Origin of the sequence: Bradyrhizobium sp. BTAi1 (assembly GCF_000015165.1) — a bacterium.
In the GTDB taxonomy this organism is placed as follows: domain Bacteria; phylum Pseudomonadota; class Alphaproteobacteria; order Rhizobiales; family Xanthobacteraceae; genus Bradyrhizobium; species Bradyrhizobium denitrificans.
This window is the reverse complement of the sequence record NC_009485.1, coordinates 6,804,329-6,818,628: the sequence shown is the minus strand read 5'-3', so window position 1 is coordinate 6,818,628 and position 14,300 is coordinate 6,804,329. Positions and strand designations below refer to the sequence as shown.

Here is a 14,300-nt window from a genome sequence, read left to right as displayed (position 1 = left end):
CGGTCTCAGCTTGCACGGGGTTGGAGCGATCGGTTGTGCCGCACCGGCCATCCGCGCGCTCGGAAGAACAGATCCGGCTTCGCCAAAAATCATCTTTCGTTTTTACAGAAATCGTGCTTTACTCCGCTGCGTCCCGCCCCAACGAGGGGACGCTTCGCGGTCGTCACGGACGTCGGGTGTGGGATGCGATGGGCGCTTTGGGGTCGCAGCATGGTTCGCCGTGCCGACGAACGATCTCCGGCGCACGGTGAAATCGCGTGGTCCTGGCCTCCCGGTGCTGAGGTCAAGCGTGTGGGCGTTGCTGATGAGCGGCCTGCGGGTGATGGGGGCAAGACAGCCGATCCCCAGGGAGAGCGCGTATAATTCGTAAGGCCATCGCGCAGGGAGGGCCGGGCGTTTTCGGCCAGACCTGTGGTGACTGCCGCCTGCATTTTTTTCCGCAGCGGGCCACGGGCGGTGTGCCGAGTATGAACGACAGCTTGGAGGTGGAAGTCCTCTATCCAGCCTGATGACGGCGAAGGATTAGCGAAGCGCAAGGGCGTCATCGCGAGGTGGGGTCTGAAGACAGCGTGGAGCAAAGCCGCGGCCCGATGAACAAACAGCGGATGCGAGGCCTACCCGTCCGGACGAGCGAGCTGCCAATCGCGAAGTCCACGGTCATCAAGGGGCGGGGTGGTAAATCCGACGGGTATGCGGTGAAGGCGGTCGGTCTTACCTCGGGAGATCTGTGTCGTGTCCCAACGGGACTGAGGTCGTCGTAAGGCGGCCGGATCGCGGCGCAGAAGTCAGCAGAGGGCGTAGTAGGCGGTAGCGTGCCGCTAAAGGCCCAAACGATGGAAGGGGTCAGTAGAGCGGTGATCTCGCACGATCCAATGCGGCCGGAAGATCAGAGCAATCTGAACCCTCGCCTCGGACCGAGGGGTGAAGCCCCGCGTGCCGGCGCCGGGGAGGCCGAAGCTCGTGCGGCGTTGACCTGTCTCGAACGCCCGGCGGTCGTGGGACCGTCGATGGAAAGGATCGTCGCACGTGAGAACCTGAAGAAGGCATTGGACCGAGTGAAGCGCAACAAGGGGGCGGCGGGTGTCGACGGGATGACCGTGGACGATCTGCCGACCTACCTGAAGGCGAACTGGCTCACGATCCGGGCTCAGCTGCTCGACGGCACCTACAAACCGCAGGCGGTGCGGCGTGTCGAGATCCCGAAGGCATCGGGTGGCGTTCGGCTGCTCGGCATCCCGACGGTTGTCGACCGCTTCATCCAGCAGGCGGTGTTGCAGGTGTTGCAGGGCGAATGGGACCGGACGTTCTCCGACGCGAGCTACGGCTTCAGGCCAGGCCGCTCGGCGCATCAGGCGGTGACGAAGGCGCAGGCGTACATTGCGTCCCGGCACCGCATCGTGGTGGATATCGACCTGGAGAAGTTCTTCGACCGGGTCAACCACGACATCCTGATGGGGCTGGTTGCCAAACGGGTCGCTGACAAGCGTCTTCTGAAGCTGATCCGCGGCTTCTTGACTGCGGGTGTGCTGGAGGGAGGGCTGGTCAGCCCGACGGAGGAAGGCGCGCCGCAAGGCGGGCCGCTCTCGCCGCTGCTGTCGAACCTGATGCTGGACGTGCTGGACAAGGAGCTGGAGAGGCGAGGTCATCGCTTCGTGCGCTATGCCGACGACTGCAACATCTATGTGCGCAGTCGAAAGGCGGGCGAGCGGGTGATGGCGAGCATCGAGACGTTCCTGGAACGGTGCCTCAAGCTCAAGGTGAACAGGGCCAAGAGCGCGGTCGCCAGACCGAACCACCGCAAGTTCCTGGGCTTCAGCTTTACCCAGGGGAGAAAGCCGCGTCGGCGCATCGCGCCCGAGGCGATCGCCCGCTGCAAGGCCAGAGTTCGGGAACTGACGGGGCGACAATCTGGTCGAAGCCTCGCGCAGATCATCGAGAAGCTGTCGCTGTACCTGAAGGGATGGCGCGGCTACTTCGGGTTCTGCGAGACACCGTCGGTGTTGCGCAAGCTGGATGAGTGGATCAGGCGGCGGTTGCGCGCCGTCGTCTGGACCCAATGGAAGCAGGGTCGTACTCGCTTCGACGAGCTGCAACGCTGCGGCGTTGGCCGGGAGCTGGCGCTCAAAACCGCCGGCAACCCACGTGGCCCTTGGCGGCTGGCGAACAGTGCCGGGCTGACCATGGCTCTGCCAAACGTCTTCTTCGCCTCACGCGGATTGCCCTACCTCGCACCCCGCTGAACCGTTCAATCTGTCGAACCGCCGTATACGTGACCCGTACGTACGGTGGTGTGGGAGGGGAGGAGTCGCGAGACTCCCCCCTATCCCGATCGGCCAGCGCCCGGCCTTCCCTGCGCCCTCAGTTTGGAAGAGGGCGGTGAGAATGGCTCATAGCTCGGGCGCGAGGCGCTGCGAGATCGCGAGGGTTTGTCCGCATGGTCCGTACAAGGCGCATCCGCAGATGTCGTGTGAGCTTCTCGAGTTGAATGCTGCCGCAAGCGTCATTGCGAGCGCGGCGAAGCAATCCAGGGGACGGGGTGGGACTCTGGATTGCTTCGTCGCTTCGCTCCTCGCAATGACGGAGATTGGAGCAGCCGGTCGTGCTTCGCGACCGGGATCGCGCTGGGGGCCTGGCGGTGGGGCGCAATTCCTCGGGAGAGGCAAGTGCGGCGTTCGCGATGTAGAGACTCGTGCGCGACTTCCTTCGCCTCGATCCGCCACCCCCCACAAACAAAAACCCCGCCATTTGCGGCGGGGCTCAGTCTGGGAGGAGCAAGCCGTGAGGCTCGCCGGAGGACCCAGTGAAAGCTCAGGCGGGGATGCGTTCGTCCATGTCGTGGGGCTCGCGCAGCACGTAGCCGCGGCCCCAGACGGTCTCGATGAAGTTGCGGCCTTCGGAGGCGTTGGCGAGCTTCTTGCGCAGCTTGCAGATGAAGACGTCGATGATCTTCAGCTCGGGCTCGTCCATGCCGCCATAGAGATGGTTGAGGAACATCTCCTTGGTGAGGGTGGTGCCCTTGCGGAGCGAGAGCAGCTCCAGCATCTGATATTCCTTGCCGGTCAGATGCACGCGCTGGCCACCGACTTCCACCGTCTTGGTGTCCAGGTTGACGACGAGGTCGCCGGTCTGGATGACCGATTGGGCGTGGCCCTTGGAGCGGCGCACGATCGCATGGATGCGGGCGATCAGCTCGTCCTTGTGGAACGGCTTGGTCATGTAGTCGTCGGCGCCGAAGCCGAGACCTTTGACCTTGTCCTCGATGCCGGCGAGGCCGGACAGGATGAGGATCGGCGTCTTGATCTTCGAGACGCGCAGCTGCTTGAGCACGTCGTAACCGGACATGTCGGGCAGATTGAGGTCGAGAAGGATAATGTCGTAATCGTACAACTTACCGAGGTCGACGCCTTCTTCGCCGAGGTCAGTCGTGTAGACGTTGAAGCTCTCAGACTTCAACATCAGCTCGATCGACTGCGCGACGGCGCTGTCATCCTCAATCAGCAAAACGCGCATGCCAGTTCCCCATAGTCGCCGCTCCGGGCGTCAGGTCGGCCGCCATCGCGGCACTCAAAACGCCTTTGAACAACTGATTCGGATCCTGACGAGAGATGGTTAACAAATCCTGATTCACATCCGCAAGCTCAAACCGTGCAATTTTTGTCGAATCGCCGTAAGGTGTTGCGAAGAAGCAGTTTTTCTCAGCCGCCCTCGTTCAAGCTCCATGTTAAGAGACGGACCTAACCGACTCTCGTTCCTCACCGCTTTTGAGGGCGGAAAGGCGCGCTGCGTCAGTCACTCCAGACCATGACGCAATGATTAATGATGCGAGTAAACACAGAGTTAAACCGCACAACCGAATCTGCCCTTACTTAAGGTTTTCGCAATGAAGGCGCTTTCGTGATGAAGGCACTGGCCGAGCAGATCAGCGACATCGACGCGGTGAACACCTATGGCCGTGTCGTCGGCGTGAAGGGGTTGATGGTGGAAATCGCCGGTCCGATTCATGCGATGTCGGTCGGCGCCCGCATCGTGATCGAGACCGGCAATAATGTCATCCCCGCCGAAGTGATCGGCTTCTCCGGCAAGAACGCGGTGGTGATGCCGTTCGCGGGACTCGAGGGCGTGCGGCGCGGCTGCCGTGCGGTCATCGCCAATGCCGCAAACCAGGTGCGGCCATCACCGGCCTGGCTTGGGCGCGTCATCAATGCGATGGGCGAGCCGATCGACGGCAAAGGGCCGCTGCCGCAAGGCGCGGCGCCGGTTCCCTACCGCAACAATCCGCCGCCGGCGCATTCGCGCAAACGCGTCGGTTCGCCGCTCGATCTCGGCGTCCGTGCCCTGAACACCTTTCTGACGTGTTGTCGTGGCCAGCGACTCGGCATCTTCGCCGGTTCGGGCGTCGGCAAGTCGGTGCTGCTGTCGATGCTGGCGCGCAATGTCGATGCCGCGGTCTCGGTGATCGGCCTGATCGGCGAGCGCGGCCGCGAGGTGCAGGAGTTCCTGCAGGATGATCTCGGCGAAGAGGGCCTTGCACGCTCGGTCGTCGTGGTGGCCACCTCCGACGAGCCGGCGCTGATGCGCCGGCAGGCGGCGTATCTGACGCTCGCAATCTCCGAATATTTTCGCGACGAGGGTAAGGATGTTCTCTGCCTGATGGACTCGGTGACGCGCTTCGCGATGGCGCAGCGTGAGATCGGCCTGTCGGCCGGCGAGCCGCCGACCGCGAAGGGCTATACGCCCACTGTGTTTACCGAGTTGCCGAAACTGCTCGAGCGTGCTGGGCCCGGCAGCGGCGAGGGAACCATCACCGGAATCTTCACGGTGCTGGTCGATGGCGACGACCACAATGAGCCGGTCGCGGACGCGGTGCGCGGTATTCTCGACGGTCACGTCGTGATGCAGCGTTCGATCGCCGAACGCGGCCGCTATCCGGCGATCAACATCCTGAAATCGGTGTCGCGCACGATGCCGAAATCGGCCGACCCCGTATTCTTGCCGACCATCATGCGGGCGCGCCAGGTGATGGCGACCTACGCCGACATGGAGGAGCTGATCCGGCTCGGCGCCTATCGCGCCGGCTCGAGTCCCGAGGTTGACGAGGCCATCCGGCTGCACGAGCCGCTGGAAGCCTTCCTGCGCCAGCGCAAGGACGAGGTCTGCGGCCTGGCCCAGGGGTATCGGGAGCTGGAACAGATCCTTGGACGCTTGGAAACGGAAAGCTAACTTTGTCGCGTAATCATCCCCCGCATGTAACGAGCCTAGTCGGCGGGCCCAGGAAGGGCGGCCGGCCCTGTCCCGCGCCGTATACGGGACTTCTGGGGAGTATGAGTCGATGAAGTCGCGCGAAACGCTGATCCGTCTGAAAAAGTTTCAGGTGGATGAGAAACGCCGCCGGGTGACGCAGATCGAGGGCATGATCGCTGATTTCCAGCGCATGTCGGCCGAACTCGAGCGGGAAATTCAGACCGAGCAGGAGCGGGCCGGCATCAACGACCCGACCCATTTTGCCTATCCGACCTATGCCAAGGCCGCGATCCAGCGCCGCGAGAACCTGACGCGCTCCGCTGACGAGCTGCGCGCCCAGCTCGAGGACGCCAAGGCCGCGTTATCCGAGGCATTCGAGGAAATGAAGAAGGTCGAGTTGCTCGACGAGCGTGACCAGGCCCGCGAAAAGGCCGAGGAGAGCGCCCGCGAGCAGGCCGACATGGACAGTATCGGCCTGATGCGCGCCCGGCTCGGCGTCATCGCCTGAGCTGGAGCGCCCCACGGCCTTTGCTTTCGAAAACCCGGGCCCGCAAGGTCCGGGTTTTTCGTCGCGCCCACCTTGGGTGGAGCACGGTGCGCGAGTCGTGCTACGGGAGGGCGGGGCTCGAACGAGGGAGTGGGGCCGATTTTCGGGGACGCTGAATGCTGACGCCGGCAGAGCTGGTCTGGTTGCTTGCCGCAGTCGCCAAGGGGGATGAGGCCGCGTTCGAGCGCCTCTACGCGGCAACGCGCGCGAAACTCTATGGCGTCGTGCTCCGTATCTTGCACCGACAGGACCTCGCCGAGGAGGTCGTCCAGGAGACCTACGTCAAGGTTTGGAATAATGCCGCCCAGTTCAACCCGGCGGTGTCTTCCCCGATCACCTGGATGGCCGCCATCGCTCGCAACCGGGCCATCGATCTGGTGCGCAAGCGGGGCGAGCTGTCTTTGGAGGACGAGCCGTCCGCGTTCGAGGTCGCTGCCGAGACGCCGGATCCGCTGGCGCGGCGCGAAATGTCGGAGGAGCTGAAGCGGCTATTGGAATGTGTCGGCCGGCTCGAGCCGGACCGTCAGAAGCTCGTGCTGCTGGCCTATTATAACGGCTGGAGCCGTGAGCAACTGGCGACCAAGTTCGAGGCGCCGGTGAATACGGTCAAGACCTGGCTGCGGCGGAGCATGATGGACATTCGCCAATGCCTCGGTCTCGGTTGAGGCGTGGTTTGGACTGAGCGTTTGATGCGAGAGACGCTGCAATAGACTTTGTAGGTGATCTGACCTGGACCTGTACCTGGACCTGTGATGGCGTATAGCGAAGACCATATCGCGCTGGCGGCGGAATATGCGCTCGGCACCCTCGACGCCGCCGAGCGCGCCCAGGTCGAGACCATGATGGCGGTCGACAGCGATTTTGCCGCGGTCGTGCAGGCCTGGGAATTCCGGCTGAGTGCGCTCAATCAGATGGTCGGGCTGGTCGAGCCGCGCCCCGAACTGTGGGAGCGCATCAAGGCCGAGATCGCGCGCACGGCGCCGGTCGCCCAGGTCTCCCCCACGACTGCAGCTGTCGTGGCGGCGCCGGTCGCTGTGGATGCGCCGGAGCCGCCGGGCGCGATCGTGCTGGATGCTCCGCCGGTTTTGGCTGCGGATGGTCCGGCCGTCACGGCGGCCGAGGACGGCAGTGCCACGGGCAAGACGACCGAGCTCAAGGCCGAACGGACCGAGGCCGTTGCAGCCGACAACACTAATGTCATTCAGCTCTCGTCCAAGGTCCGGCAGTTGCGCATCGTCGCCAATGTCATGACGGCGGTTGCCGCGATGCTGCTCGCGCTGCTCGGGGTGCAGATCTACCGGCCGGAGCTGTTGCCGCCACCGCTGCAGCCGAAGGCGCGGGTTCAGACCGCGGAGGTCAAGGTGCCGGCTGGAGCGCAGCCTTCGGCCCAATTCGTTGCGCTGTTGCAGAAGGATGCGGCCTCGCCGGCCTTCATCCTGACCGTCGATGCCGGCAGCAAGACCTATACGGTCCGCCGGGTTGGTGCGGCGCCTGAGCCGGGCAAGAGCTTCGAGCTCTGGATCGTCTCGGACAAGCTGCAGAAGCCGCGCTCGCTCGGCGTGATCGGCGGCAGCGACTTCACCAGCCGGCCCGTTCTGTCGGCCTATGATGCCGACACGGTCAGTCGCGCCACCTACGCCGTGACGGTGGAGCCGGAGGGCGGGTCGCCGACCGGGCAGGCCACCGGGCCGATCGTCTTTACCGGCAAGCTGATCGAGACGGTGCCGCCGTCACGCTGAACCGCGGCAAAAAGAAAACGCCCGTGGGGAGCGGGCGTTTTCGGTAGTCGACTTGGGGTTGGGTCTACTACATATCCACGCGGCCAGTTGGGGGGCTGTGAGAACCGCGTGAATTCCGGAAATTCCAATCAACGAACCAGCGATGTCTCCGAGCTCGTCACCGCCACCGGCTTGCCGGCTTTCATGACTTTTGCGGTCTGCGTATAGCCCGGCTCCGCATTAAGGCGAGCCGAGATGCCGAGGCCGGCCACCGCGATGCCAGCCACCAGTGCAACCACCACGATCTTGAGGTGGGTTGTCCGATCCGCGCTGTAAATCGAGTGGTTCATGGAAGCCTCCTGCCGCCTTCCGTCCTCTATCGATTCGTGTGAGCCGGGCTCGTTCCGGTTCATCGTCTCGCCTCTAAGAACGTAGGAAACCTCGATTCCGTTTCGTAGGTGGCATCACAAGTGTGTGAAAAGTCGTGATGACCTGCGATCGGTATGCGCAGAAGGATGAATATTTATTTATTTCCAATGCCTTGTGGTGTTTCTGGTCTGTTCTGAAGTTCGGGCAACCTAACGGAAAAGAAAGAAATCGTTTGCCTGTGGCGATAAAGCACAGCTCCGGCCTGCCCAGAAAAACCGCGGAACCCAGCGATAGCGCGCCGGCTCCCATCTCAACGAGCGGCGGAGTCGCGGGTTCCGCCGCGTCCGTCCTCACACGCTTCCGACCGTCTTGAGCCGCGCGCGAGGATGAATTTCGGCCTGCGACAGCACGGTGGTCTGCGCCCGGAAGCGTTCCACCAGCGAGCGGACGAACGGCCGGATCGCGGCCGAGGTGACCAGCACCGGTGACTCGCCCTCGCGCGCGGCCCGCTCGAACGCATCGCGCGTCGCGGTCATGAACTCGGAGAGCTTCGACGGCTGCATCGCCAGGCTGCGCTCCTCGCCCTGGCCGATCAGCGATTCCGCAAACGCCTGCTCCCATTTCGGCGACAGCGCGATCAGCGGCAGGTAGCCCATCGGCGAGGTGTTCTGGGCGCAGATCTGGCGGGCGAGGCGGGCGCGCACATGCTCGACGATGGTGGCCGGATTGCGCGAGAACGCCAGCGCATCGGCGATGCCTTCGAGGATGGTTGAGAGGTCGCGGATCGAGATCCGCTCCGACAGCAGCAATTGCAGCACGCGCTGGATGCCGGAGATCGTGATCTGGGTCGGCACGATGTCCTTGACCAGCTCGCTCTGCTCCTTCGGCAGCTCCTTCAGAAGCTTCTGCACCTCGCCGTAGGACAGCAGGTCGCTCATATTGGCCTTGAGCAGCTCGGTCAGGTGGGTCGAGAGCACGGTCGCCGCGTCCACCACCGTGTAGCCCTTCAAGGTCGCTTCTTCCTTCAGGCCGGCGTCGACCCATGTGGCGGGCAGTCCGAAGGTCGGCTCGGTGGTGTGGATGCCGGGCACCGCGACCTGGTTGCCGCCGGGGTCCATGACCATGAACTGGTTCGGCCAGATCTTGCCGGAGCCGGCGTCGACCTCCTTGATCTTGATGATGTAGGTGTTGGCCTCGAGCTGGACGTTGTCGAGGATGCGCACCGACGGCATCACGAAGCCCATTTCGATCGCGAGCGACCGCCGCAGCGCCTTGATCTGGTCGGTCAGCCGGTCGGTGCCGTCGGGGCCGTTGACCAGCGGCAGCAGCGCATAGCCAAGTTCGATCTTGAGGTCGTCGATCTTCAGCGCGTTCGCGATCGGCTCCTCGGCCGCCGCGGCGGTGGCGGCTGCGGCGGGCGCCGCCGCCTCCGCGGCCTCGACCGCCTTGGCGACGTCCTTCTGCCTGCGCGCCTTGATGGCGAGCGCGGCGGCGCCGCCGCCCAGTGCGAGGAACGGAAGGGTCGGAATGCCCGGCAGCAGCGCCAGCACCAGCATGACGGCGGCGGACAGGCCGAGGGCCTGCGGATAGCCGGAGAACTGCTGCATCAGCGCCTTGTCGGCCGCGCCGCTGACGCCGGCCTTGGACACCAGCAGGCCCGCGGCCGTCGACACGATCAGCGCCGGCACCTGGGTGACGAGGCCGTCGCCGACCGTCAGCACCGTGTAGGAGCGGGCGGCGTCGCCGAACGACATGCCCTGCTGGGCGACGCCGATGATGATGCCGCCGATGATGTTGATGAACACGACGAGCAGGCCGGCGACGGCGTCGCCGCGGACGAATTTCGAGGCACCGTCCATCGCGCCGAAGAAGCCGCTTTCGTCCTCGAGCTCCTTGCGCCGCATCTTGGCGACCTTCTCGTCGATCAGGCCGGCGGAGAGGTCGGCGTCGATCGCCATCTGCTTGCCGGGCATCGAATCCAGGTGAAAGCGTGCCGCGACCTCGGCGATACGGCCCGAACCCTTGGTGATGACGACGAAGTTCACCGTCACCAGGATCGCGAACACGATGATGCCGATGACGAAATTGCCGCCCATCACGAACGAGCCGAACGCCTGGATGACGTGGCCGGCGGCGTCGGTGCCCTCATGGCCGTGGCTGAGGATCAGCCTTGTCGAGGCCAGGTTCAGCGACAGCCGCAGCATCGTCGAGATCAGCAGGATGGTCGGAAAGGACGAGAATTCCAGCGGCGCCTGGATGAAGAGGGCCGTCATCAGGATCAGGATCGACAGCGTGATCGAGATCGCCAGGAACAGGTCGAGCACGATCGCCGGCAGCGGCAGGATCAGCACCACCAGGATGGTGAGGATGCCGAGCGCCAGCGCGATGTCGCCGCGCAGGATCAGCGTCTTGAAATCGCCGAATGTGTAGCCCCCGGCCGGTGACCCGGCCCCCTGACCCGCCGTGACGTCGACCATGGCTTTCGCCCCTTCCCGTGAGCCGCGTTTCCCGGCCCCAAACGACTGCGCGGCGGCCACTGCGCCGCCGTTTCGAAACTGAGGTACCGCGCTGGCGTCCACGGAAGGTCTCCCCCGTCAACTGCACCCGACTGCGACACGCACATTTCACTCGGCAATTTTTGCCCGGTGTATGGTTAGCATTCGGTTAATGCGGGTTAACAAAGGGTTGCGGGGAGAAGGGATGGGGTGTTCCGCGGTGCTCCGATCCACCGCCCCTGCCCGAGCCTCGCCCTGCGAGACGCCCGCTTTCGGCGATCTTCTCAAGGGGAGGGGGGCGCCGATTTCGCCGCTCGACCCTCGCCATGAGCACGCAGCGTGCAGCGCCGGGGCTGGCGCAAAATCCTCATGGTGAGGAGCGCCGCAGGCGCGTCTCGAACCGTGAGGCCCCTGCCGCGCCTGACAGCCGACGCGCACGATTGAATGTCTCTCCGCGGCCATACGCCATCATCTCTCGCGGCGCATCGCGCCCGAGCTTTCGCATCAGGTTCGCCCTCATAACAAAGGAGGGCGCGGGGAAGGCCGGGCGCTGGCCGCGCCCGTGGCCCGCCTGCAGCAAAAAAAGCAGGCGGCAGTCACCACAGGTCTGGCCGGGCACGCCCGGCCTTCCCCGCGCGACGGTTGGAACGGCTTATACGTGGTCTCCCTGGTGCACCGGGCTTGTTGGCCACCATGCGCGACGGCGCTTGCGCACGCTCGCCGCGGGACACCAGCATCGGGGTGTCAGGACCGCACGACTTCGCCGTGCGCAACGAACCGTTCGTCGGCGCGACACAAAGCCACGCTGCGATTCCCTGCGCCCATCGCATCCCACCTCCCACGTCTCGTGACGGTCGCGACACGCCCCTCCACCGGAAGCAGGACGGGATTGATATACGCCAATGCTGGAAAAAAGAAAAGAAGAAAAATTCTGTAAATCGGAAGTTGATCGGGTGGGTGCGTCATACCCTGTCAGTCAGGCGGGTTGCTGGCGATCGAGCGCGAGCATTCATCGCATTAGTGTTCGGTTGTTTGCGCAACCGGAAGTAGCTTGCGCTAAAGCCGCTCCGGTCATGGTGACGGCTTTGCCGCGGCTGTCATCAGGCTGGTGCTCGAGGCGGACTTGTCCGGCTCGCGCATAGACTACCGAAGCGACGCTATCCTTCCGAACAGGCCGCCGAGGTCTCCTGGATTGAGGGGGCGGCGTGGGATCTAGACAACCGAGTTCGCGGTGTCTATTTGCCGTTGTCCGGCCAAGGCGCGTCACTGTTCTTGATGCTGTCGCCAGCAGCTGATCCGCGCGGACCTCTGCGTCGGAGGATCGATGATCTCGCTCGGAGCCGAAGCCATGGATGCGACACGTATCTTCGTGGACAGCGAGTTCGCACGCCTGCGCACGGTGGTGCTCGCCGAATGCGAGTTTCGCGCGCCCGACGCCATGCCGCTGCCGGCAGATCTGGCATTCCTTCCGCAACAGGCGAGCGCCGCAGGATCTCAAACGCCTGGCCGCAGCTTGGCTGAGAGCCATCCCGATGTGCAGCGCGCTTGGGAAGCCGAGCGCGAGGCGCTCGCGGTGGTGCTGCGCCGGCATCAGGTCGAGGTGCTGCGACCGCGGAAGTTGAACGCGGCGGAGAAGGCCTTTGCCGGCGCCAGGGGCTACGCCAACTTCTTCACGCGCGATCCGTTCTTTACCATCGGACCTTTCCTGATCGAAGGCTCGCTGCGCTTTGTGTATCGCCGCATCGAAGTCCTGCCCGCCCGCGACCTGATCTTTGACTGGGCGATGCGGACTGGCTGCCTCTATGTCGCAGTCCCGCAGCCGGCGATCGCCGACGACGATGACGGCGGCGCCGGCCCGTTCCTGGAGGGCGGCGACATTCTGATCCTGGGGCGTCACGTCTTTGTCGGGCAATCGGGGCTGGCATCGAACGACGCTGGCATCCGATGGTTGGCCAATCTGCTGCGTCCGATGGGCTATACCGTGGAAGGCGTCAGGTTGCGGCCCGACGTGCTCCATCTCGATTGTGCGCTCAGCCTGGTCCGGCCGGGTGTGATGGTCGTCTGCGAGGACGCCTTCCTCGACGGCGTGCCCTCGGCGCTTGCGAACTGGACCCGCATCGCTGTCGGTCTCGATGAGGTGGCCCAATTGGCCGTGAACGGCCTGCCGGTGACGTCCGACATCTATATCACCGATCCTGCTTTTGCAGCGGTTGGCGAGGCGCTCGCCCGACATGGCGTCGCGGTAGAATATGTCGACTTCGCCATCTCCCGATCGATGGGCGGCGGATTTCGCTGCAGCACGCAGCCGCTGCTGCGGGCCGATTGACGCAACGCGTCGATGAGGCCGGCGCTCCTTCGAGACAAATGCATCATCGATGGAGCTCAGTTCCTTTCAATCAAGCAGCAGCTCGTTGTCCATTACCGTCACCGTAATTCGCAGAGCAGCTTTCGCTTCGGCTGCGCATGCGTCCATCTACGACGGCTCGGCGTCAGAGCCCTACGACCGCGGTGTCTCGTGCTCCCCCCGCGCATCGCCGCGAGACGATCGTGCCGGCCGACAAACTGTGTCGTGATCATGCTGGCCGTGCGGCAGGCGGCATCAAGTTTTTCTGATGGTTGCGATCAGCAATCGCGATTGGCATCCCAGGCAGCTTCTTTTTAGAACGTTTCTAATTTGAAGGAGAAGCCAGGATGTATCCACCCCACCACCGCCTGCGGCTGACATTGACCGCAGTAACCCTCGCCGGACTTGCGATCGTCGCGACCGGCGTCGGCTTGCGCGCGGAGACGCCGCCGCCGTCACCGGCCTATCTGCCGAGTGTCAGCGACCTGATGATCGCGACCATCCAGCCGCGCCACATCCGGCTGTGGATCGCCGCCCATAGCGGCAATTGGGCGTTCAGCGCCTATGAGCTCGGGAATCTCAAGGGCGCCTTGAACCGGGTCAGCCGTGCGCAGCCGCTGGTGGACGGCAATTCTTTCGCCGACATGACGACGGCGGTGACCCAACAGCCGTTCGAGGCGCTGGCGCAGGCGATCAAGCAGAAGGACATCGGTCGCTTCGAGCAGTCATATGCCGATCTCACGGCGGCCTGCAATTCCTGTCATCAGGCGCTGAACCGCGCCGCCGTCGTGATCAAGGTGCCACAAAGCGCGAGCGTTGCGGATCTGGACTTTGCGCCGGGCGCGGAGTGAGGCAAAGGAATTGAGCTCGGGCGCGCCGTCCGGTGGCGATGGGAGACGGCTTGATGAAGCTCTATTCGTTCTGGCGGTCGGTTGCGAGCTTCCGGGTGCGGATCGCGCTCAATCTGAAGGGCGTCGCCTACGAGCTCATCACGGTTGATGTCGACCGCCAGCAGCATCGGGAAGGCGCTTATGCGGCGGTCAATCCGCAGATGGCGCTGCCGTCGCTGGTGCTGGACGACGGCACGGTGCTCACGCAGTCGCTGGCGATCCTCGACTATCTCGACGAGGCCTGTCCCGGTCCGGCGCTGCTGCCGGCCGATCCCAAGGGGCGGGCGCGGGTGCGGGCGCTGGCGGCGATGATCGCGTGCGATGCGCATCCGCTGACGACACCGCGGGTGCAGCGCTATCTCACCGAGGTGCTGCACCTCGACGATACGGCGCGCGCGGCCTGGCTCAGGTACTGGGCCGCGGAGATGCTCGGCGCGGTCGAGGCGCGGCTCGCGGGCGATGGCGCCACGGGGCGCTTCGCCCATGGCGATGCGCCGACCACCGCCGACATCTGCCTCGCCGGCCATGCGCTGTTCGCACGCAACCAGGGCCTCGATCTCGGCGGGGCGCCGACGGTGCAGCGCGTCGTCGAGGCCGCGATGGCGCTGCCCGCCTTCGCGGCCGCGCATCCGCTGGCGCAGCCGGATACGCCGGAGTCGCTGCGGCGCGCGCCCACTTCATCGTAGTCCGAGCGAC

The 14,300-nt window shown here is 64.6% G+C and carries 11 protein-coding genes; 8 read left to right on the top strand and 3 right to left on the bottom strand.

From position 1 onward, the window contains the following. Positions 1-1,007 precede the first annotated feature (1,007 nt). On the top strand, positions 1,008-2,240 hold the full coding sequence (ltrA, locus tag BBTA_RS30635) for a group II intron reverse transcriptase/maturase (RefSeq protein ID WP_244424208.1): 1,233 nt from the start codon (positions 1,008-1,010) through the stop codon (positions 2,238-2,240). Between the two features lie 568 nt (positions 2,241-2,808). Here ltrA and ctrA read toward each other — a convergent pair. Beyond that, the gene (gene ctrA / locus BBTA_RS30630; protein ID WP_012046382.1) at positions 2,809-3,510 is read right to left on the bottom strand and encodes a response regulator transcription factor CtrA; all 702 of its coding nucleotides are present in this window, start codon (positions 3,508-3,510) and stop codon (positions 2,809-2,811) included. 387 nt (positions 3,511-3,897) lie between these two features. Here ctrA and fliI point away from each other — a divergent pair, with 387 nt between their 5' ends. The 4 genes from fliI to BBTA_RS30610 all read left to right on the top strand — a co-directional run bounded on the left by fliI (position 3,898) and on the right by BBTA_RS30610 (position 7,527). Further along, complete coding sequence (gene fliI / locus BBTA_RS30625) at positions 3,898-5,220, top strand: flagellar protein export ATPase FliI (RefSeq protein WP_012046381.1); 1,323 nt, start codon at positions 3,898-3,900, stop codon at positions 5,218-5,220. A 109-nt stretch (positions 5,221-5,329) separates the two neighbouring features. Beyond that, positions 5,330-5,749 (top strand): flagellar export protein FliJ, encoded by a 420-nt coding sequence (gene fliJ, locus BBTA_RS30620; protein WP_008960735.1) that lies wholly within the window; start codon positions 5,330-5,332, stop codon positions 5,747-5,749. Positions 5,750-5,904: 155 nt separating this feature from the next. Further along, a complete protein-coding gene (locus BBTA_RS30615; RefSeq protein ID WP_012046380.1) occupies positions 5,905-6,453 on the top strand; it encodes a sigma-70 family RNA polymerase sigma factor in 549 nt (182 codons plus the stop codon). 87 nt (positions 6,454-6,540) lie between these two features. Next, positions 6,541-7,527, top strand: coding sequence for an anti-sigma factor domain-containing protein (locus BBTA_RS30610; protein WP_012046379.1), 987 nt, complete (start codon positions 6,541-6,543; stop codon positions 7,525-7,527). A gap of 128 nt (positions 7,528-7,655) precedes the next feature. On the opposite strand, the gene BBTA_RS30605 is transcribed toward BBTA_RS30610, so the two are convergent. Then, a complete protein-coding gene (locus BBTA_RS30605; RefSeq protein ID WP_012046378.1) occupies positions 7,656-7,856 on the bottom strand; it encodes a hypothetical protein in 201 nt (66 codons plus the stop codon). 369 nt (positions 7,857-8,225) lie between these two features. Continuing rightward, positions 8,226-10,352: a flagellar biosynthesis protein FlhA gene (flhA, locus tag BBTA_RS30600; RefSeq protein WP_041750980.1), complete on the bottom strand. Its 2,127-nt coding sequence runs from the start codon at positions 10,350-10,352 to the stop codon at positions 8,226-8,228. 1,342 nt (positions 10,353-11,694) lie between these two features. Here flhA and BBTA_RS30595 point away from each other — a divergent pair. The 3 genes from BBTA_RS30595 (at position 11,695) to maiA (ending at position 14,290) form a co-directional block, all read left to right on the top strand. Beyond that, entirely contained in the window at positions 11,695-12,696 is a 1,002-nt protein-coding gene (locus tag BBTA_RS30595; protein WP_012046376.1) for a dimethylarginine dimethylaminohydrolase family protein, read from the top strand. 365 nt (positions 12,697-13,061) lie between these two features. After that, positions 13,062-13,565, top strand: coding sequence for a hypothetical protein (locus tag BBTA_RS30590; protein WP_012046375.1), 504 nt, complete (start codon positions 13,062-13,064; stop codon positions 13,563-13,565). Positions 13,566-13,618: 53 nt separating this feature from the next. Continuing rightward, positions 13,619-14,290, top strand: a complete 672-nt coding sequence (gene maiA, locus BBTA_RS30585; protein ID WP_012046374.1) for a maleylacetoacetate isomerase — start codon at positions 13,619-13,621, stop codon at positions 14,288-14,290. Positions 14,291-14,300: the final 10 nt, after the last annotated feature.

Bases quoted from the DNA above. Each gene is read 5' to 3' on its own strand.
- BBTA_RS30615 (WP_012046380.1), top strand. From the start codon at position 5,905: ATGCTGACGCCGGCAGAGCTGGTCTGGTTGCTTGCCGCAGTCGCCAAG.
- BBTA_RS30610 (WP_012046379.1), top strand. From the start codon at position 6,541: ATGGCGTATAGCGAAGACCATATCGCGCTGGCGGCGGAATATGCGCTC.
- ltrA (WP_244424208.1), top strand. From the start codon at position 1,008: ATGGAAAGGATCGTCGCACGTGAGAACCTGAAGAAGGCATTGGACCGA.
- fliI (WP_012046381.1), top strand. From the start codon at position 3,898: ATGAAGGCACTGGCCGAGCAGATCAGCGACATCGACGCGGTGAACACC.
- BBTA_RS30605 (WP_012046378.1), bottom strand. From the start codon at position 7,856: ATGAACCACTCGATTTACAGCGCGGATCGGACAACCCACCTCAAGATC.
- maiA (WP_012046374.1), top strand. From the start codon at position 13,619: ATGAAGCTCTATTCGTTCTGGCGGTCGGTTGCGAGCTTCCGGGTGCGG.
- BBTA_RS30595 (WP_012046376.1), top strand. From the start codon at position 11,695: ATGATCTCGCTCGGAGCCGAAGCCATGGATGCGACACGTATCTTCGTG.
- fliJ (WP_008960735.1), top strand. From the start codon at position 5,330: ATGAAGTCGCGCGAAACGCTGATCCGTCTGAAAAAGTTTCAGGTGGAT.
- ctrA (WP_012046382.1), bottom strand. From the start codon at position 3,510: ATGCGCGTTTTGCTGATTGAGGATGACAGCGCCGTCGCGCAGTCGATC.
- BBTA_RS30590 (WP_012046375.1), top strand. From the start codon at position 13,062: ATGTATCCACCCCACCACCGCCTGCGGCTGACATTGACCGCAGTAACC.
- flhA (WP_041750980.1), bottom strand. From the start codon at position 10,352: ATGGTCGACGTCACGGCGGGTCAGGGGGCCGGGTCACCGGCCGGGGGC.